The 17,631-nt window shown below is 56.2% G+C and carries 16 protein-coding genes and 1 pseudogene; 8 read left to right on the top strand and 9 right to left on the bottom strand.

The genetic code is table 11. The features are described 5' to 3' along the window. A complete protein-coding gene (locus A7Q00_RS06485; RefSeq protein WP_064089785.1) occupies positions 1-1,275 on the bottom strand; it encodes an efflux RND transporter periplasmic adaptor subunit in 1,275 nt (424 codons plus the stop codon). A gap of 261 nt (positions 1,276-1,536) precedes the next feature. Here A7Q00_RS06485 and mtrR point away from each other — a divergent pair, with 261 nt between their 5' ends. After that, on the top strand, positions 1,537-2,211 hold the full coding sequence (mtrR, locus tag A7Q00_RS06480; protein WP_064089784.1) for a multidrug efflux system transcriptional repressor MtrR: 675 nt from the start codon (positions 1,537-1,539) through the stop codon (positions 2,209-2,211). A 352-nt stretch (positions 2,212-2,563) separates the two neighbouring features. Next, positions 2,564-3,799, top strand: coding sequence for a chloride channel protein (locus tag A7Q00_RS06475; RefSeq protein ID WP_064089783.1), 1,236 nt, complete (start codon positions 2,564-2,566; stop codon positions 3,797-3,799). Between the two features lie 137 nt (positions 3,800-3,936). Here A7Q00_RS06475 and A7Q00_RS06470 read toward each other — a convergent pair whose 3' ends face one another. Continuing rightward, positions 3,937-5,061 carry a polyamine ABC transporter substrate-binding protein gene (locus A7Q00_RS06470; protein WP_064089782.1) on the bottom strand — a complete coding sequence of 375 codons (1,125 nt, stop codon included), beginning with the start codon at positions 5,059-5,061 and terminating at the stop codon, positions 3,937-3,939. A gap of 401 nt (positions 5,062-5,462) precedes the next feature. Between A7Q00_RS06470 and A7Q00_RS06465 the strand changes: the two genes are divergently transcribed. The 5 genes from A7Q00_RS06465 (at position 5,463) to A7Q00_RS06445 (ending at position 9,517) form a co-directional block, all read left to right on the top strand. After that, positions 5,463-6,191, top strand: a complete 729-nt coding sequence (locus A7Q00_RS06465) for a metal ABC transporter ATP-binding protein (protein ID WP_064089781.1) — start codon at positions 5,463-5,465, stop codon at positions 6,189-6,191. Positions 6,192-6,213: 22 nt separating this feature from the next. Continuing rightward, positions 6,214-6,558: a hypothetical protein gene (locus tag A7Q00_RS06460; RefSeq protein WP_064089780.1), complete on the top strand. Its 345-nt coding sequence runs from the start codon at positions 6,214-6,216 to the stop codon at positions 6,556-6,558. A 56-nt stretch (positions 6,559-6,614) separates the two neighbouring features. Continuing rightward, the gene (locus A7Q00_RS06455) at positions 6,615-7,052 is read left to right on the top strand and encodes a hypothetical protein (RefSeq protein ID WP_064089779.1); all 438 of its coding nucleotides are present in this window, start codon (positions 6,615-6,617) and stop codon (positions 7,050-7,052) included. An 81-nt stretch (positions 7,053-7,133) separates the two neighbouring features. Next, positions 7,134-8,006: a metal ABC transporter permease gene (locus tag A7Q00_RS06450; protein ID WP_064089778.1), complete on the top strand. Its 873-nt coding sequence runs from the start codon at positions 7,134-7,136 to the stop codon at positions 8,004-8,006. Between the two features lie 563 nt (positions 8,007-8,569). Next, a complete protein-coding gene (locus tag A7Q00_RS06445; RefSeq protein WP_179946209.1) occupies positions 8,570-9,517 on the top strand; it encodes a metal ABC transporter solute-binding protein, Zn/Mn family in 948 nt (315 codons plus the stop codon). A gap of 106 nt (positions 9,518-9,623) precedes the next feature. Here the strand turns inward: A7Q00_RS06445 and A7Q00_RS06440 are convergent, their stop codons facing one another. The 7 genes and pseudogenes from A7Q00_RS06440 to ilvD all read right to left on the bottom strand — a co-directional run bounded on the left by A7Q00_RS06440 (position 9,624) and on the right by ilvD (position 15,788). Further along, on the bottom strand, positions 9,624-9,950 hold the full coding sequence (locus A7Q00_RS06440) for a hypothetical protein (RefSeq protein WP_064089776.1): 327 nt from the start codon (positions 9,948-9,950) through the stop codon (positions 9,624-9,626). 126 nt (positions 9,951-10,076) lie between these two features. After that, a complete protein-coding gene (locus tag A7Q00_RS06435; protein ID WP_064089775.1) occupies positions 10,077-10,637 on the bottom strand; it encodes an SH3 domain-containing protein in 561 nt (186 codons plus the stop codon). Between the two features lie 149 nt (positions 10,638-10,786). Beyond that, positions 10,787-11,632, bottom strand: a complete 846-nt coding sequence (locus A7Q00_RS06430) for a hypothetical protein (RefSeq protein ID WP_064089774.1) — start codon at positions 11,630-11,632, stop codon at positions 10,787-10,789. Positions 11,633-11,741: 109 nt separating this feature from the next. Then, positions 11,742-12,578, bottom strand: a complete 837-nt coding sequence (locus tag A7Q00_RS06425; protein WP_064089773.1) for an ion transporter — start codon at positions 12,576-12,578, stop codon at positions 11,742-11,744. 39 nt (positions 12,579-12,617) lie between these two features. Next, positions 12,618-12,739: pseudogene (locus A7Q00_RS13945) on the bottom strand (IS5/IS1182 family transposase); the annotation flags it as partial. A gap of 161 nt (positions 12,740-12,900) precedes the next feature. Then, positions 12,901-13,806, bottom strand: coding sequence for a DUF4299 family protein (locus A7Q00_RS06420; protein WP_064089772.1), 906 nt, complete (start codon positions 13,804-13,806; stop codon positions 12,901-12,903). A gap of 122 nt (positions 13,807-13,928) precedes the next feature. Then, the gene (gene ilvD / locus A7Q00_RS06415; protein ID WP_049253318.1) at positions 13,929-15,788 is read right to left on the bottom strand and encodes a dihydroxy-acid dehydratase; all 1,860 of its coding nucleotides are present in this window, start codon (positions 15,786-15,788) and stop codon (positions 13,929-13,931) included. Between the two features lie 442 nt (positions 15,789-16,230). On the opposite strand from ilvD, the gene A7Q00_RS06410 reads away from it, so the two are divergent. Next, the gene (locus A7Q00_RS06410; protein WP_064089821.1) at positions 16,231-17,595 is read left to right on the top strand and encodes a Na+/H+ antiporter NhaC family protein; all 1,365 of its coding nucleotides are present in this window, start codon (positions 16,231-16,233) and stop codon (positions 17,593-17,595) included. Positions 17,596-17,631 lie beyond the last annotated feature (36 nt).

The raw sequence follows: 17,631 nt of genomic DNA, 5'->3' as shown, positions 1-17,631 counted from the left end.
TTATTTGGCTTGGGAAGCGGATTGGGCGGCCGGAGCGGAAGCTGCCGCGCTGGATTGGGCCGGAGCGGAAGCGTTGTTGGGCTTGGCCGGGGCGGCAGGCGCGGCGGATTGCTGCGGCTGCGAAGCCTGCCATTCTTGGGTTTTCACTTTTTGCGCACCCATCATGCCGGCAATCATGGTGCCGTCCATGGCCACTTTATCGCCGTCTTTCAGCCCGCCTGTAACAATCCAGTTGTTGCCGTTCTGGCCGGCAATGGTTACTTCCTGCGGGCGCATCGAGCCGTCGGCGGCCACGACAACCACGGTATCTTTCGCCCCTCGGGTAACGGCGCGCTGCGGAATGAGGTAGGCGCGGTTGGCCTGTGCCTGCGGCAGGCGCACGCGCACATACAGGCCGGGCAGCAGGATGTTGTCGCCGTTCGGCACTTCCACGCGCAGGGAAACCTGTCCGGTGGTTTCGTTCACGGTCGGGTCGGTAAACAGCAGGCGGCCTTTTTGCGGATACTCGCTGCCGTCTTCCAAAATAATGGTTACCTCTACTGCACCGTTTACTGCGCTCATCTGGCCTTCGGCAATCTGGCGGCGCATTTTCATCACATCCAGCGCAGACTGGGTAACGTTCACATACATCGGATTGGTTTGCTGAATGGTGGCCAGCACGGTTGTACCGCCGGCAGTGAGCAATGCGCCTTCGGATACGTTGGAGCGGCCGATATAGCCGGAAATCGGCGCGGTGATGCGAGCGTGGTTCACATTAACCTGTGCCGAGCGGATGGCGGCGTGGGCGGCGTTCACATTGGCTGCGGCAGAGCGTTGTGCGGCCACGGCGGCATCGTATTCCTGTTTGCTGATGGCATCGGCGGCCACCAACGGCTGGTAGCGTGCCAAGTCGGCATTGGCTTTGGCCTGGGCGGCTTCGGCCGCGGCCAGCTGGGCGCGCGCGCTGGCGAGGCCGGCGGAATAGCTGGCGTCGTCCAGTTGATACAGCGGCTGACCGGCCTGCACATAACTGCCTTCTTGGAACAGGCGGCGTTTGATGATGCCGCTCACCTGCGGGCGCACTTCGGCGGAACGGAAAGATTCCAAGCGGCCGGGCAGCTCGGTGCTGATGGTGGTGTCTTCTGCTTTCACGGTGAGCACGCTGACCACTAATTCCGGTGCTCCTTGTTGTTGCTGTTGTGCGCCTTTACCGCAGGCAGACAGCGCCAATACGGCAGCTACGGCGATTGCGCTCAGCCTGAAGCCCGTTTTCCCTGATATGCTGAAATATGTCATTATGATGGCCTTAAATTAAGTTGATGTTTAATTAATGAATTATGGCCGCTTGGAGCCTGAGGGGCAAAAGCAGCCGCAGAGAATAAAACTAGCATTTTACATACATCAATGTATGTCGTCTATGGCTATCTGAATGAAGAAATGCTAATATACTAAAAAGCAACATTATTGCGCAGGCAGGCTGAAAGGGAACTTGAAAGCCTGCTCTAGGCATGACAGAATTAATTAAAAAATAAACCAGTTAATGATCTAGAAATAACGATGAGAAAAACGAAAATCGAAGCGCAGAAAACACGCAACTACCTACTTAAGGCAGCCTTAGACACATTTTATACAAGAGGGGTTGGCCGTTCATCTTTAAACGAAATCGCTCAAACCGCCGGTGTAACCCGTGGTGCGCTGTATTGGCATTTCAAAAACAAAGAAGATTTGTTTGAAGGTTTGTTTCAACAAGTATTTGCTGAAATATCAAGCGAGCTGGCGCACGATATAGAAAACCAGTCGCCGGATATTTGGGAAAGTTTTGAAGTGGCCACCATTAATTTGTTTCGCAAGGTGGAAACAAATGAAACGGTAAGGAAGTTTTGCAATATTATTCATCTGAAGTGCGAATATACCGAGCAGAACCATTCCGTAGTGAAAATTATGCGCAGCTATCAGGATATGTGGCAGCGCCAGCTGACCGATGTGCTGACCCTGAGCCTGCAACAGAAAAAACTGCCGGAAGATTTGAATATTAATTTGGCCGTGATATTTATGATGTCGGTAATCAGCGGGCTGATGAGTATTTGGATGAATATGCCCGAGCAATTCAGCATCGGCAAAATTGCGCCGCAGGTTATCCGCACTGCCATGGGTGCATTGCAGAATGCGCCAAGTTTGTGTACCCAGTCTTCCAAACCCCTGCCGTTGAGCATGCGGCAGCATAAGGCTTAATATTTCCATACCCATACAGGCTACCTGAAAACCGTCTGCCGAAAGATGCAGAGATTTTCAGGTAGCCTGAAGCCGTTTTATAGCAGGATTTTTGCAGGCAAGGCAGCCGCATATGCTAATGCTGCAAAGCAGTCTGGTTTGCTGCAATCCGCTATACAGGCTACCTGAAAACCATCTGCATAACCGGCCTGGCAGGTTTCAGGTAGCCTAAAGCCGTTTATAGTGAATTAACAAAAACCATTACAGCGTTGGCTCGCCTTGCCGTAACGTGTGTACTGTCTGCGGCTCGCCGCCTTGTCCTGATTTTTGTTAATTCACTATATTACCGTTCTAGTTTCTCAACATCCGCCATATGAAAACCTTGTCTTCCAAATTAATCTTCTCCCTGTTGCTTATCGGCGCGGCGGCGGGCCTGACCGGCATTGTGCTGACGCTGCTGCTGCACACGGTGCAGCATTTGGCGTTTGGTTATCCGCTGAATGCAGAGTTATCGTACCGCGTGATGGTGGAGGAGAGCTCGTCGCTGCGGCGCTTGATGGTGCTGCTGTTGTGCGGCGGTTTGGTGGGGGTGGGCTGGGTGATGCTGCACAGGCTGGCCTCGCCTTTGGTATCGATTAAAACGGCGGTGGCGAACGGGCAGAAAATGCCTTTGGCGGCCACGTTGATTCATGCGCTGCTGCAGATTGTTACCGTGGGCTTGGGCTCGCCGCTGGGGCGTGAAGTGGCGCCGCGTGAAATCAGTGCGGCGCTGGCGGAGCGTTGGGCGGCATCGCGGGGTTTGGATGATGAAGAGCGCAAAATCCTGCTGGCCTGCGCTTCGGGTGCGGGTTTGGCGGCGGTGTACAACGTGCCGTTGGCGGCGGCGGTGTTTGCTTTGGAAACCTTGTTGTTGTCGTGGTCGCGCGAGCGGCTGCTGGCGGCGCTGTTGGCTTGCGGCACGGCGGTGTTGGTGGTGCGCGCGGCGTTGGGCGATGTGATTCAGTATCCGTTGCCGGATTTTCCTTTGCCGGACGGGTGGTTTAATGCGTGGGCGCTGGCGGCCGCGCCTTTGCTGGCGCTGGGTGTGTGGGCATTTGAGCGGAACGCGGAAAGGCTACCTGAAATTCCGCGGCGCAAACCGGCGATGGTGTGGGTGGCTTTGCTGTCGTTTGCGTTTATCGGGCTGCTGGCCTGGTATTTTCCGGAGATTATGGGCAACGGTAAGGCGGGTAACCAGTTGAGTTTTCAGTCGGCTTTGGGCTGGCGGCAGGCTTTGGGGCTGCTGGCGGCGAAGTGGGCGGCTCTGTTGTTGGCTATGTTGGCCGGGGCTTACGGCGGGCGGATTACGCCGTCGATGATGCTGGGCGGGCTGATTGCGTTTTTGGCGGCCTGCGCGTGGAACGTCCTGCTGCCGGGGGTAGACATGGGTGCGGCGGCATTCGTGGGGGCAACGGTGTTTTTGGGTGTGGGGCAGAAAATGCCGATTACCGCGCTGGTGTTTATGTTGGAGTTGTCGCGCCAGTCGCCCGCGCTGTGGCTACCGCTGTGTTTGTGCCTGGGTGCAACCCTGCTGGTGTATCGGGCGTTGCCGGTGAAGCGGGCGGCTTGAGGGCGGGGCGGCTTCACACCCGCTGCGGCAATTGCTTGTTGCACGCCGACTGAAGAGTGGTCTGTCCCTACGGCGGACATGGCAAAAAGGCTACCTGAAATTTTCAGGTAGCCTTTTGTGGTTTGCTGGCTTTGCCGTTATTTGATTGCCATCAGCCTTTGATAAAGCTGGGTCATCAGGCGGCTGGTGTGCGGGTCTTTGGGCAGGATGACGAAGCTGTTGGCCATGGCTTCTTCGCTGGGGAAGATGGATTCGTTGTTGCGGTATGCCTCGGGCATCAGCTCGCGGGCCGGTTTGCTGGCGGGGGCATAGGTCACGAAGCTGCCGTTGGCGGCGGCCACTTTGGGGTCGAGGGTGTAGTTGATATATTTGAGGGCGTTGGCGGGGTGGTGTGCGTCTTTGGGAATCATCAGGGAGTCGATCCACACCGCCAGGCCGTTTTTGGGCACGAGCACTTGGATGTCGATGCCGTTGCCGGCTTCGATGGCCCGGTTGCGGGCGATGTTCAAATCGCCGCCGTAGCCCACGGCCACGCACAGGTTGCCGGCGGCGAGGTCGTTGATGTAGGTTGAGGCGGTGAAGATGCGGATGTCTTTGCGTACGGCGCGCATCATGTCGGTGGCTGCTTGCAGGTCTTCGGGCTTGGTGCTGTTGGGGTCTCTGCCCAAATAGTTGAGCGCCAAGGGGTATTGCTCAAGCGGGCTGTCGAAATAGGAAATGCCGCAGGATTTGAGCTTGGCGGTGTATTCGGGGTTAAACACCAAATCCCACACGTTTTCGGGCATGGGTTTGCCGCCCAAGGCTTTTTGCACCATTTGGGTGTTGATGGCCAGCGTGTTGATGCCCCAGAAATAGGGCACGGCGTATTTGTTGCCGGGGTCTACCTGCTCCATCAGCTTGAGCAGCTGCGGGTCGAGGTTGCCGTAGTTGGGGATTTGGCTTTTGTCGATGGGTTGGTAGGCGCCGGCTTGGATTTGGCGGCCTACGTTGGAAATGGAGGGCACCACCAAATCGTAGCCGCTGCTGCCGCTGAGCATTTTGGCTTCGAGGGTTTCGTTGTTGTCGTAGTAGGCGGAGCGGACGGTGATGCCGGTTTTCTCGGTGAAGGCGGTGAGGGTGGCGGGGTCGACATAATCCGCCCAGTTGTAGAGGTTGAGCAGGTTGGCGTTGTTGCCTTCGGGGGCGGAGGCTTCGCTTGGGGCTTGGCCGCCGCAGGCGGCGAGCAGGCCGGCGCAAATAGCGAGCAGGAGCAGTTTCTTCATCGTTATTCCTTGGTGGGCGGGGGAAGGAGGGGTAAGTAGGCGCAAGTAATCTAGTCATTATAGCCAAACGCTTGTCTACTTCATACCTTGTGCAAGGGAAACGGCGCGGCGGGGTGGCTGGGGCAACTGCGCCGTGCGGCAAGTATTTTTTCAATCTTACCAATAAATTGGCATTTTATCTGCGCTAAATTAACGCAGCGGCATTTTCTGCCTGCTTTTCAGGTAGCCTTCCGGCTATGGAAAAAGCACATGTTATAGAGTATCATGCCGCCCGTTACAACATAACACTCAGCACACGCTATGCACTCTTGGTTACTTCGCGGCGCCGGCAGCCGCCTGCTTTTGGCCGTATTGCTCATCGCCCTGATGCTGGGCGTGTTTGCTTGGACGGGCGCCGCATTATGAGCATCGTGTTCGACAACCTCACCGTGAGCTACCGCCGCCATCCCGCCGTGCACCACATTTGCGGCGAATTTGCGCCGGGCAGCATGTGGGCGGTGTTCGGCCCCAACGGCGCGGGCAAATCCACCCTGCTCAAAGCCATCATGGGGCTGTTGAAAACCAGCACCGGCAGCGTGCAATGGCAAGGCCTCGCCCGCCGCGACATCGCCTATCTGCCCCAGCAGTCCGATATCGACCGCAGCCAGCCCATTTCCGTGTATGAGCTGGCCGCCATGGGCTTGTGGTATGAAATCGGCTTTTTCGGCGGCACCAAACCCGCACAGCGCGAACGGGTGCACGCCGCGCTCGAGCGCGTGGGCATGGCCGATTTTGCCCGCCGGGGCATCGGCCAGCTTTCCAACGGCCAATTCCAGCGCGTGCTGTTTGCCCGCATGCTGGTGCAGGATGCCAAATTCCTGCTGCTGGACGAGCCCTTCAACGCCGTGGACGCGCGTACCACTTATGAATTATTGGAAGTATTGCGCCAATGCCACCAAAACGAAGGCCGCGCCGTGATTGCCGTGCTGCACGATTACGAGCAGGTGCGCGCCTATTTCCCCCACACCTTCCTGATTGCCCGCGAAAAAATCGCCAGCGGCGCCACTGCCGAGGTGCTCACCGAAGGCTACCTGAAACAGGCCGCCGAAGCCATGCACCGCACCGAACCGCGCGAATGGTGCGCGGCTTGAGTTTTCAGGTAGCCTGAACGCCATGTTTGCCGCCACCGTTGTTTTCTTCCGAAACCGCAGCGAAGATTTCTCCGCCGGAGCGTTCCCGCAGCGCATCCGCAGCCGCACGCACTTCCCCGCCGAAGGCTACCGCCCGCACTTCGCGCCCAAAGGCAGCCGCGACATGCTCGGCATCGTGTTTGCCGCGTTCGGGCACACCCGATTCGGCGAGCCGCTGCAAGCCGGGCTGGACTACCTCTACCCCGGCCGCGTGGATTATTCCGCCCTGCGCCCCGGAACGGAATTTTGGATTATGGAAGGCGGCACCGCTGTGGGTGAAGGCGTGATAATCCGCAACGACAGCCCGCCCGCCAAGCAGGCTACCTGAAAGCCGGGCTGGAAATATTGCATACCGCACATCGAAAATATAAATAAGGTATAAAAATGAAACAAATGTTTGACATCATTGATAACCGCCTGTTGGATTTTGAAACCGCCGAAAACCCAAACTGGCATTTCGTTTCCAATATCGATGAAATGAAAACCTATCTCTACAGCCAAACAGAAGTGGAAACCTGCTGGCTGGATTTGCGGGAAAACTGCTCGCTCATCTTCAAACTGACAGATGAAAAATTTCGTGATTATTGGGATAAAGAGATTGTGCCCGTTATCCAATCCCGACTGGAAGAAGTCGGATATGCCGACTATCTGAACGACATCGAAGCAGACCTGCTCAACTGTTACTTGAATATCAAACATATACAAAAATATCCGCTTTGGAATGCCGTTTTCAAAGCCTATAAAAAAGGCGTTTTCCCTTGCGGCTGGCTGGGCGATTATCCGGAGGGGAAGCTGGTTGTGTTTCACCCTCATGGCAAATAGCCTGCCGATATGGCCGGAATCAGTATCTTAGCCATCAACCCAAATCCAAAAGACCACCCGAAACACGAATAAGCACACACCATGACCCTCTCCCAGCTCCTGATCGAACCTTTTGCCGACGATTTTATGCGCTATGCCCTTGCCTCCGTGCTGTTTCTGGCCGTGGGCGCGGCGCCGGTGGGCGTGTTTTTGGTGATGCGGCGCATGAGCCTGGTGGGCGATGCGCTCGGCCATGCGGTGCTGCCCGGCGCGGCGGCGGGCTATATTGCCGCCGGTTCGCTCAGCCTGCCCGCCATGAGCCTGGGCGGTTTTGCCGCCGGGCTGGCGATGGCGCTGCTCGCCGGTTTGGTGAGCCGCCACACCAATTTGAAGGAAGACGCGAATTTTGCCGCGTTTTACCTGTCCAGCCTGGCCTTGGGCGTGGTGCTGGTGAGCAGCTACGGCAGCAATGTGGATTTGCTGCATCTCTTGTTCGGTTCGGTTCTGGCGGTGGATACGCCGTCGCTGATTTTGGTGTTGTGTGTGAGCGCGGTGTCGGTGTTGACGCTGGCGCTGATCTACCGCCCGCTGATGCTGGAGAGCATCGACCCGCTGTTTCTGCGCGCGGTAAACGGGCGCGGCGGGCTGTGGCACGTGTTGTTTTTGATGTTGGTGGTGCTGAATTTGGTGGCCGGTTTTCAGGCCATCGGCACGCTGATGTCGGTGGGCGTGATGATGCTGCCGGCGATTACCGCGCGGCTGTGGTCGCGCAGCATGGGCGGGCTGATTGCGCTCGCGGTGCTGATTGCGCTCTCCTGCAGCTTCTGCGGCCTGCTGTTTTCCTACCATGTGGATATCCCCTCCGGCCCGGCGATTATTTTGTGCCTGGGCGGCGTGTATGCCGTGTCGTTGTTTATCGGGCGCGAGGGCGGGATGCTGCCCAAATGGTGGCGCGGGAGGCATTTGCAGGCTTGATATTTGGCAGATACCCATCGGCTAAAGGCTACCTGAAAATACGGCAGCCTCAAGTCGGGCATTGATGCCATACAACCCGGTTTGTTTCCGGTTTTCAGGTAGCCTTTGTGCTTATCATGAATTAAACCGTATTTCCACCAACAATCTACCGGTCTTGCCATCTGTCTGCTGGCACAGCCGAGCGGAGCACGGTTTTTCGGGGAATAAGGGCTTGCATGTTCGAAGCGGCGCAGCCGCAAGTTGCGAGCCCGCCCGAAAAACCGTGTGGAGTGAGGGAAGTTTGGCGAAGCCAAACCTGTGCCCGCAGTCGCTTTTCTTTTGCTTCCTTTTCTTTGGCGAGGCAAAGAAAAGGAAGTGCCCGCGCCGGCATGAGGCGCAAAGGTGAACAGGGTGTGACCATGATAGTCGCCTGGAAATTATAAGGAATAATGAAACCAATAATATGCCAATACAGTAGTATTGGTTTGGGCAAGCTTTAAAGGCCACCTGAAATTTTTCAGGTAGCCTCACGGACGAGCCGGAAGGCTCATATGACAACCAAACATAAGGAGTAAAAGATGAAATTGAAACATTGGAAACTCGGCCTGATTGCCGCGCTGTTTTCCGGCAGCCTGTATGCCGCGCCGCCACTGGAGGTGGTGTCGAGCTTCAGTATTTTGGGCGACGTGGCCAAACAGGTGGGCGGCGAGCGCGTGAACGTGAGCAACCTGGTCGGCCCCGACCAAGACGCGCATGCCTACAACCTCACCAGCCGCGATATGCAGCGCATCCGCAATGCCAAGCTCGTATTGGTGAACGGCTTGGGCTTCGAGCAGGCTGCGGTGATGCGCGGCATCCGCCAAAGCGGCGTGCCGTTTGCCGAGGCCACCAAAAACATCCAGCCGATGAAGGCCGAAGACCACGACGACGATGATCACGACCACGATCATGATCACGGCCATGACCACCACGGCCACGGTCATGACCACGGCCACCACCATCACGGCGAATTCGATCCGCACGTGTGGAACGACCCGGTGCTGATGAAAACCTACGCCCAAAACGTGGCCGACGCGCTGATTAAAGTCGACCCGCAAGGCCGCGCTTATTACCAGCAGCGCCTCAACGGCTACCAAGCCCGCCTCGACGCCATGCACCAATGGGCGCAAACCCAATTCAACAGCGTGCCACAGGCACGGCGCAAAGTGCTCACCGGGCACGATGCCTTCAACTACATGGGCAAACGCTACCGCATCGAATTCATCGCCCCGCAAGGCGTGAGCACCGAAGCCGAGCCTTCCGCCCGCCAGGTTTCCGCCCTAATCCGCCAAATCCGCAGCCAAGGCATCCGCGCCGCGTTTAGCGAAAACATCAAAGATTCGCGCATGGTGGAACGCATTTCGCGCGAAACCGGCATCCGCGTCAACGGCAAGCTCTATTCCGACGCCCTGAGCCGTGGCGCCCCCGCCGCCACTTATGAGCAGATGTTCCGCTACAACGTGAACGCGCTGGTGAATGCGATGAAGCAGTAATTATTTGAAAGCATAGTAAAGGCTACCTGAAAACTGGTTTTTTGGTTTTCAGGTAGCCTTTTATGATGGCGGAAACAAAGCGGTAGGGTTTCAGCTCACGATGAAACTAGCCGCTTACGCTTAAATGGGCATCGTATGGTTCGGAATGTTCCGCCACGATTTGCTGCAAATCGCGCAGAAGGCGGTCGATGGTTTGGGCATAGGCAACGGCATCGAGCCGGGAGAGCAGGTCTAACTCATCGAAACACTCGATGATATTCTGCAATTTTGGCGGGCAGTGGGGCAGGATTTCATCATAGTTTTTCGGCATGCGTAATGTCCAAATGCCTGCTTCCGGCGAAATGACTCCCGATTTGATGGCGTTCAATAAACCGAGCGCCAAGAAGGCGATATAGAGCGTGGGATTGGGGGTGCGGATATGCAGGGTCGGCATGATGATTGGAGAGTTTGGCGAGTAGCCAGGCGATTAGTTTGGCGTAATCATAGCTAAATTAGTGCGCCGGATAAAGTTTCAGGTAGCCTACTTGGGTATGGCAGGCTACCTGAAATGTTTTACTGCTTAGCGCCCGGCTTTCGGCCTCAACTGACTTTTGTGCGCATAGCCATAGTTATCGCTGTCGCTGCCGTGTACGCTCACATAATGCCAGTCGCCTTGGCGCTTGGCGGGGTATTCGATCACGGTGGTGCCGTTGGGGATGCGTTGCTGTATTTCGGCATGGCGGTTGGCATTCAGGCGCAGGTTGGCCGAGCCGTCGGCGCTGTGCACGGTATAAACATGGCGCAGGCTGACCTGGCTTTGGTGCACATAGCCGTTGATGATGCGCCGCTCCGCCGGCTGGTTTGGCCGCAAGGCCAGCCGCACGCGGTACCACGCGCCACTTTTGCCGAGGATAGCGGCTTCACTTTGATTGTCACAAACGGCAAGGATGGCGGCGCGGGTGTTGGGCTGTGCGCGGATATTGACTTTTTCGCTGTCGTGGTTGGTGGACAGATAGCTGGCAGGTGTCGCACTGTCGGGCAGGCCGCAGCTATCGGGGGCGACATGGGCGGCGGCAGTGGCGGATAGCGCCAACAGTACGGCGGCGAAGGAGGCAGTTCGGGTATGCAGTGATGAAAGCATGGGCTTGCTCCTGAGTTGGGTTGATTGGAGGAAATTCGTTACGGATTCACCTGCCGCCATCATATCTAAATTGTTGTGCCAGATAAAGTTTCAGGTAGCCTGCGTGGCGATACAGGCTACCTGAAACTTTAGATATACACAGGCTGCGTTTATGTGGCTCTCAATAAGGGTGCAACATAATCCCGCCATTGCAGGGCCAGGCCTGCGTTGATTTGGGTGAGATTGTCGAGGAAATAGAACAACGGCGGGTCTTGCACGCCTTCTTGGCTGGCCAACGCTTCGTTCCATGCGGCTTCCCACAGGAAAAAGCCCATGGCCGCTTCTTGGCGGCGCAGATGGGGAATGCCATTGAATTGGTTTCTTTGATGCTGCCAATGCTGCCTGCATTTTGCTGCCAGCCCGGCAGAGGACAGCCGGCCTTGGAAAAAGGCGCGGGTAGCGGCGGGATAATCGAACAACATTTGGTGGCTTCGGCTGTAGGGGCGGACGTATTCCTCTAAAAAGCCCAGCGATTGCAAGACGATTTCCTGCACCGGCACGCGCTCGAACCGCTCTGCTTCATCAGCCCAATCCTCTACCAAAATGGTTTCAAACCCTGGGTATGCCTGCAACTCGGCCAGCTGTTCGGGCGTAATCGGCCGGATTGCGCCGATATCGTTTAAACGCATTTGGCGGTATCGGGCAAACGCTTCCGGCAGCTTGGCATCATATTGTGCCAAAGCATGAAAAAAGGCGGACTCGTGCGTTTCTTGGGCGTAATCCGCGGTATAAGGCGCGAGGAAATTGCGTGCGGCCAGCAGGGTGGGCAAATCGCTGCCGGGCGGGTAGTGCGGAGTGGTATGGGTTTGCGTCCATTCGCTTTGGGGGCAGCGGAGATAGCCCCAAGCGCGTTGGTGGGCTTCGTAGAGTTCGCTTGTATCCCATCTGCTGCCGCTATTGAGCAAAGCGGTTTCAATAAAATCGAGGCAGATGCGTAGGTGGAGGGCGGCGGTCATGGCAGATTGCTCAATAGGGTAGGGCGAAAGCAGGCATGGGCCGGCAGGCTGGCTGAAAAGCGGGATCGTGCGTTTCAGGTAGCCTCTGCGGCCAAACAGGCTACCTGAATTATTTTGCCTGCTGTTCGCGCAGCAAGGCTTTGATTTCAGACATTTCTTGATGCAGGCGCGCCAGCTCGGCGCTGCTCACCAGGATTTGGCCGTCTTGCGGCGCTTCGGGCGGGTGTTCCGCATCCGGTTCGGCGGAATGCAGGTTGGACATGGTATCCACAATCACGGCCACGAATAAGTTCAGCATCACAAAGGCAGACACCAAAATAAACGGCACGAAAAACAGCCAGGCGTTTGGATAGGCTTCCATCACAGGGCGCACGATGCCCATCGACCAGCTCTCCAGCGTCATCACCTGAAACAGCGTATACAGCGATTTGCCCAGGCTGCCGAACCATTCGGGGAAGCGTTCGCCGAAGAGCGTGGTGGACATTACCGCGCCCACGTAAAACAGAATGCCCATCAGCCCCGCAATCGCACCGATGCCCGGCACGGCCTGCAAAATGGCATCGGCAATCCGGCGCAGCTGCGGCATGCGGTTGATCAGCCGCAGTACGCGCAACACGCGCAGCGAACGCAACACCGAAAGCGCGCCCGCATTGGGCAACAGCGCCACGGCCACCACGAGGAAATCGAAAATATTCCAGCCGTCGCGGAAAAACCGCCGCCCCAAAGCAACGAATTTCGCCGCCAATTCCACAATAAAAATCACCAGCGCGGCCATATCCAGCCAATGCAGCAGCGCGCCGCAACGCGCCACCACGGCGGGCGAGGTTTGCAGGCCGAGGATGATGGCGTTTAAAACGATGATGATGAGGATGGCCAGCTGGGTGGACGGGTGCAAAACAACGGCACCGATTTTTTGCCGCCAAGCGGCGGGAGAGGTGTGTGTCATGATATACGTGAACGGATAAGGGTTAACAATAGGCTGCCTGAAAGCAGGCAGGATGAAATATAGTGAATTAAATTTAAACCAGTACAGCGTTGTCTCGCCTTGCCGTACTATTTGTACTGTCTGCGGCTCACCGCCTTGTCCTGATTTAAATTTAATCCACTATTAAGATGATGGAAAAGCTTGTATGGCCGGCTTTTCCATCGGGCGTATTGTATCAAGTTTTTTGATTTACTGAAGCTTAATGATTTCAGGTAGCCTGCATGGTGGCGGAGGCTACCTGAAAAATATCGACATAAGCCAAAGTCGGATTATTTGCTGAAGATTATTCCATACTCAGTTGTGCCAATTCGTCTTCCGTGAAGGCGTCTAACAAGATATAGGCGGCATCAATGAAACGGTATTTTTCTTTGGGCAGCCTGGCAATAAAAGTATCGTAGGGCAGTTCGGTAAATGAACCGTTGGTGCTGTTGTGCAGGGCGAGCAGCCAACGGCTGATGTCGTGATCGGACAGGTTCAAAGCAGGATCGTATTCTATTTCCGGCCGATAAGGCAGAATGGTCGGCAGATTGGGGCTTAAGGTGTAGAAGCCGATATATTCGCCCGAATCGTTTTCCCGTGCGATGATTTGTTGTGCGGAATAGGCATCCAGCCATTGAATTTCTCGCATAAAGCGGCTGAAGGCTGCCAGCGGGTCGTGGTCGGCTAGAAATTTCTCGCGGAGCTCTTTATTTAGGGCTACGGGGCGGATGACGCCGTACAGCTTGTAGCTGCGTAAATCTTCTTCGCCTTCAAAAGGAACCATAGATATGCCTGCCTGCATATCTGGTTTGAAATCGAAGGTTTGGATGGTGTCGGCGGTGAAAGTTTCACCGGTTTCGCAGGTAATCGGCTGTTTGAGCGTACGGGCTAAATCGGCAAGGTATTGCAGGGCGATTTGCCAGTCTTCCAAAGTGCTGGGCGTGAATTCCCGTACGGCGTATTCTTGCGTTTTCTCATCAAAAGACAATTCAAAACCCCTGCCGCTTTTTTCGTTCACGCCAAGCAGCAGGCATTCGAAGTCGGAAAGCGGCCGGGCTTGAAATTGTTGTAAATCAAAATTCTCATCGTATTCACTAAATGAGAATTGTGCCAGCGGCTGAGAGGAAAGTTGGAAACACTCCTGCACCGTCAGTACAGGCGCGCGGCGGAATAGCTTTTTGGGGTTTTTTATATAGAAAGAAATGCTCATTGGAATACCTTTTTTGCAGTAAGTAGGGCTGCAATCATACCCAAATCATTAAATCAGATAAAGTTTCAGGTAGCCTGCAAGCAATACAGGCTACCTGAAAATGGTTGACGCTTTAAAACCAATTAGCGTTCGATTTGGCTCACATCCCGCACCGCGCCTTTGTCGGCGGAAGTCGCCATGGCGCCGTAGGCACGCAAGGCGGCGGAGACGTAGCGGTCGCGGTTTTCCGGTTTCCATGCTTTGCTGCCACGCGCTTCCATTTCGGCGCGGCGTTTTGCGAGTTCTTCGTCGGACACTTTCAGGTTGATGCTGCGGTTGGGTATGTCGATTTCAATCGTATCGCCTTCGTGCACCAAGCCGATGGCGCCGCCTTCCGCCGCTTCGGGTGAAGCGTGGCCGATGGAGAGGCCTGATGTGCCGCCGGAGAAGCGCCCGTCTGTCAGCAGGGCGCAGGCTTTGCCCAAGCCTTTAGATTTCAGGTAGGAAGTCGGATACAGCATTTCCTGCATACCGGGGCCACCTTTCGGGCCTTCGTAGCGGATGATGACGATGTCGCCGGCAACGATTTGGTTGCCCAAAATGCCTTCGACGGCGGCTTCTTGGCTTTCAAACACGCGGGCGCGGCCGGTAAATTTGAGGATGCTCTCGTCCACGCCTGCGGTTTTCACCACGCAGCCGCGCTCGGCGATGTTGCCGAACAAGACCGCCAAACCGCCGTCTTGCGAGTAGGCGTGTTCGACGTTGCGGATGCAGCCTTTTTCGCGGTCGAGGTCGAGGGTTTTCCACATGCGGTTTTGCGAGAACGCTTGGGTGGTACGCACGCCGCCGGGGGCGGCTTTGAAGCGTTCGATGGCGTGGGTGTTTTCGGGATTGGTCACGTCCCATTTTTCAATCGCGTCTTTCAGCGTCGGCGCGTGGATGGTGTACACGTCGGTGTGCAGTTTGCCCGCTTTGTCCAGTTCTTTCAGGATGGCGAAGATGCCACCGGCGCGGTGCACGTCTTCCATGTAGTAGTCGTGGTTGTTGGGCGCAGTTTTGCAGATGCAGGGTACGACGCGGCTTAAGCGGTCGATGTCGGCCATTTTGAAATCCACGCCCGCTTCGTTGGCAACGGCGAGCAAATGCAGGATGGTGTTGGTGGAGCCGCCCATGGCGATGTCCATGGTCATGGCGTTTTCAAACGCTTTTTTGGTGGCGATGCTGCGCGGCAGCACGGTTTCGTCGTCTTGCTCGTAATAGCGTTTGGTGATTTCGACAATCATGCGGCCGGCTTCGAGGAACAATTCTTTGCGGCCGGCGTGGGTGGCGAGGTAGGAGCCGTTGCCGGGCAGGGACAGGCCGAGCGCTTCGGTCAGGCAGTTCATGGAGTTGGCGGTGAACATGCCGGAGCAGGAGCCGCAGGTCGGGCAGGCGTTTTGTTCGACTTCTTCGACTTGCTGGTTGCTGACATTGTCGTCCGCCGATTCAATCATGGCGTCAATCAAGTCCAGGCGGCGTTCGGGTTGGATGTTGGCCACACCGATGACCTTGCCCGCTTCCATCGGGCCGCCGGAAACGAAGATGGTCGGGATGTTCAGGCGCATGGCGGCAATCAGCATTCCGGGGGTGATTTTGTCGCAGTTGGAAATGCACACCAATGCGTCGGCGCAGTGGGCGTTGACCATGTATTCGATGGAGTCGGCAATCAAATCGCGGCTGGGCAGGGAGTACAACATGCCGCTGTGTCCCATGGCGATGCCGTCGTCGATGGCGATGGTGTTGAATTCTTTGGCGATTGCGCCCGCTTTTTCAATCTCGCGGGCAACCAGTTGGCCCATGTTGTGCAGGTGGACATGGCCGGGCACGAATTGGGTGAACGAGTTGGCAACGGCGATGATGGGCTTGCCGAAGTCGGTTTCCATCACGCCGGTGGCGCGCCACAATGCGCGTGCGCCCGCCATATTGCGGCCGTGGGTGGAGGTTTTGGAGCGGTAGTCTGGCATGGTTGTGTCCTTGTTTAATATGGTGATTTATAGAATATTTGGGGCTACCTGAAAGCATGAACTGCAACGGAAGTTCAAACAGCTAAAGGCGGTATTTTTCAGGTAGCCTTTCGGTTGGGGCGTATTTTAGCTGAATAGCATGTGTTTGTTGCAAGTGCTGCCGGGAATAGAGGGGAGACATTTATTTTTTATAATGCCTAACATTTTGCAATTTTATTGCATAAACTTCATTTCTAATATGATTCTAAACTGCTTTCAGGTAGCCTGAAACACAAATCAGGCGAATCTGTGCCCTTTTAAAATAGGTATTGCTGATGCCGGGATTGCCTTGCCGGGCGGGAAATGGTAGTTTGGCAGTCTCTTTACAAAATTTGTGGCACAAACTGCCAAGTTGAAGCGGGAGGAGACGGAAGTGAACGAAACCAAAGAAGCCCTATTGGAAATGCAACCGCGCGAGGCGGCGGTGATGGCCGCGCTGGTGGTGGCCGTGATGAGCATCACCATGATTCATTTCGGCTGGGTGCCGCATTTGTCGGTAATTTTGGTGCTGTGCGGGCTGCTCTGTTTCGGCAAAGCCAAAGGGTTGGATTTCGGCCGTATGCAGCTGAGCATGGCGCGCGGCGTACTCTCCGGCATCGGCGCGATTTATCTCTTCTTTTTCATTGGCTTGCTGGTGTCGGCACTGATGGTGTCCGGCGCGATTCCCACGCTGATGTATTACGGCTTCGAGCTGATTTCGCCGCAGTTTTTTTATCTTTCCGCCTTCGTGCTCACTTCGATGGTGGGCGTGGCCATCGGCAGCAGCCTCACCACCTGTGCCACCCTGGGCGTGGCCTTTATTGGTATGGGCAGCGCGTTGGGTGCTAATCCGGCTGTGGTGGCCGGGGCGGTGGTGTCCGGCGCGTTTTTCGGCGACAAAATGTCGCCCATTTCCGACACCACCAGCATTGCCGCCTCCATTGTGGGCATCGATTTGTTCGACCACATCCGCAATATGATGTACACCACCATCCCCGCTTGGCTGCTTACCGCGCTGTTGCTTTGGCTGCTCTCCGGCCACACCGCTGCCGCCGATTTAAGCAGCGTGGCCGCCTTCCAAACCCAGCTGCAGGCCAGCGGCTTAGTGCACGGCTACACCCTGTTGCCCTTTGCCGTGCTCATCGTTTTGGCCATGCGCCGCGTGAACGCGATTTACACCATCATCATCACCATCGCCGTTTCCCTCGTGCTCACCTACCTGCACAGCAGCCCCAGCATCGAACAGCTCGGCGGCTACTTCTTCAACGGCTACGCGCCGCCAGAAGGCACCGATTTGGGCAATGTGGCCAAGCTGATTTCGCGCGGCGGCATCGGCAGCATGTTTTTCACCCAAACCATCGTTATCCTTGCCCTCAGCCTCGGCGGCCTGCTTAACGCCCTGGGCATCCTGCCCGCGCTGCTCTCCGGCATCGGCCATATGTTGGTTAACGCCGGCCGCGCCACCTTCACCGTGGCCGCCACTTCGCTGGGCGTAAACGTGCTCATCGGCGAGCAATACCTCAGCCTGCTTCTGGCCGGCAACACCTTCAAGCCCATCTACGAACGGCTCGGCCTGCACCCGCGCAACATCGCCCGCACCGTGGAAGACGCCGGCACGGTAACCAACCCACTCGTGCCTTGGAGCGTGTGCGGCGTGTTTATCCACCACGCCTTGGGTGTGCCCGTGATCGATTATCTGCCCTACGCCTTCTTCTGCTATCTCAGCCTGCTGCTCACCCTCGTGTTCGGCTTCACAGGCTTCACTTTGAGCAAGAAGGAAGCAGCATAAACGGCACGGCACCACAAACTATTGGAAAAGGCTACC

Origin of the sequence: Eikenella halliae (assembly GCF_001648475.1) — a bacterium.
GTDB lineage: Bacteria > Pseudomonadota > Gammaproteobacteria > Burkholderiales > Neisseriaceae > Eikenella > Eikenella halliae.
This window is presented reverse-complemented; position numbering and strand designations above follow the sequence as displayed.

Coding starts and splice junctions, on each gene's coding strand:
- A7Q00_RS06485 (WP_064089785.1), bottom strand. CDS start 1,275: ATGACATATTTCAGCATATCAGGGAAAACGGGCTTCAGGCTGAGCGCA.
- mtrR (WP_064089784.1), top strand. CDS start 1,537: ATGAGAAAAACGAAAATCGAAGCGCAGAAAACACGCAACTACCTACTT.
- A7Q00_RS06475 (WP_064089783.1), top strand. CDS start 2,564: ATGAAAACCTTGTCTTCCAAATTAATCTTCTCCCTGTTGCTTATCGGC.
- A7Q00_RS06470 (WP_064089782.1), bottom strand. CDS start 5,061: ATGAAGAAACTGCTCCTGCTCGCTATTTGCGCCGGCCTGCTCGCCGCC.
- A7Q00_RS06465 (WP_064089781.1), top strand. CDS start 5,463: ATGAGCATCGTGTTCGACAACCTCACCGTGAGCTACCGCCGCCATCCC.
- A7Q00_RS06460 (WP_064089780.1), top strand. CDS start 6,214: ATGTTTGCCGCCACCGTTGTTTTCTTCCGAAACCGCAGCGAAGATTTC.
- A7Q00_RS06455 (WP_064089779.1), top strand. CDS start 6,615: ATGAAACAAATGTTTGACATCATTGATAACCGCCTGTTGGATTTTGAA.
- A7Q00_RS06450 (WP_064089778.1), top strand. CDS start 7,134: ATGACCCTCTCCCAGCTCCTGATCGAACCTTTTGCCGACGATTTTATG.
- A7Q00_RS06440 (WP_064089776.1), bottom strand. CDS start 9,950: ATGCCGACCCTGCATATCCGCACCCCCAATCCCACGCTCTATATCGCC.
- A7Q00_RS06435 (WP_064089775.1), bottom strand. CDS start 10,637: ATGCTTTCATCACTGCATACCCGAACTGCCTCCTTCGCCGCCGTACTG.
- A7Q00_RS06430 (WP_064089774.1), bottom strand. CDS start 11,632: ATGACCGCCGCCCTCCACCTACGCATCTGCCTCGATTTTATTGAAACC.
- A7Q00_RS06425 (WP_064089773.1), bottom strand. CDS start 12,578: ATGACACACACCTCTCCCGCCGCTTGGCGGCAAAAAATCGGTGCCGTT.
- A7Q00_RS06420 (WP_064089772.1), bottom strand. CDS start 13,806: ATGAGCATTTCTTTCTATATAAAAAACCCCAAAAAGCTATTCCGCCGC.
- ilvD (WP_049253318.1), bottom strand. CDS start 15,788: ATGCCAGACTACCGCTCCAAAACCTCCACCCACGGCCGCAATATGGCG.
- A7Q00_RS06410 (WP_064089821.1), top strand. CDS start 16,231: ATGCAACCGCGCGAGGCGGCGGTGATGGCCGCGCTGGTGGTGGCCGTG.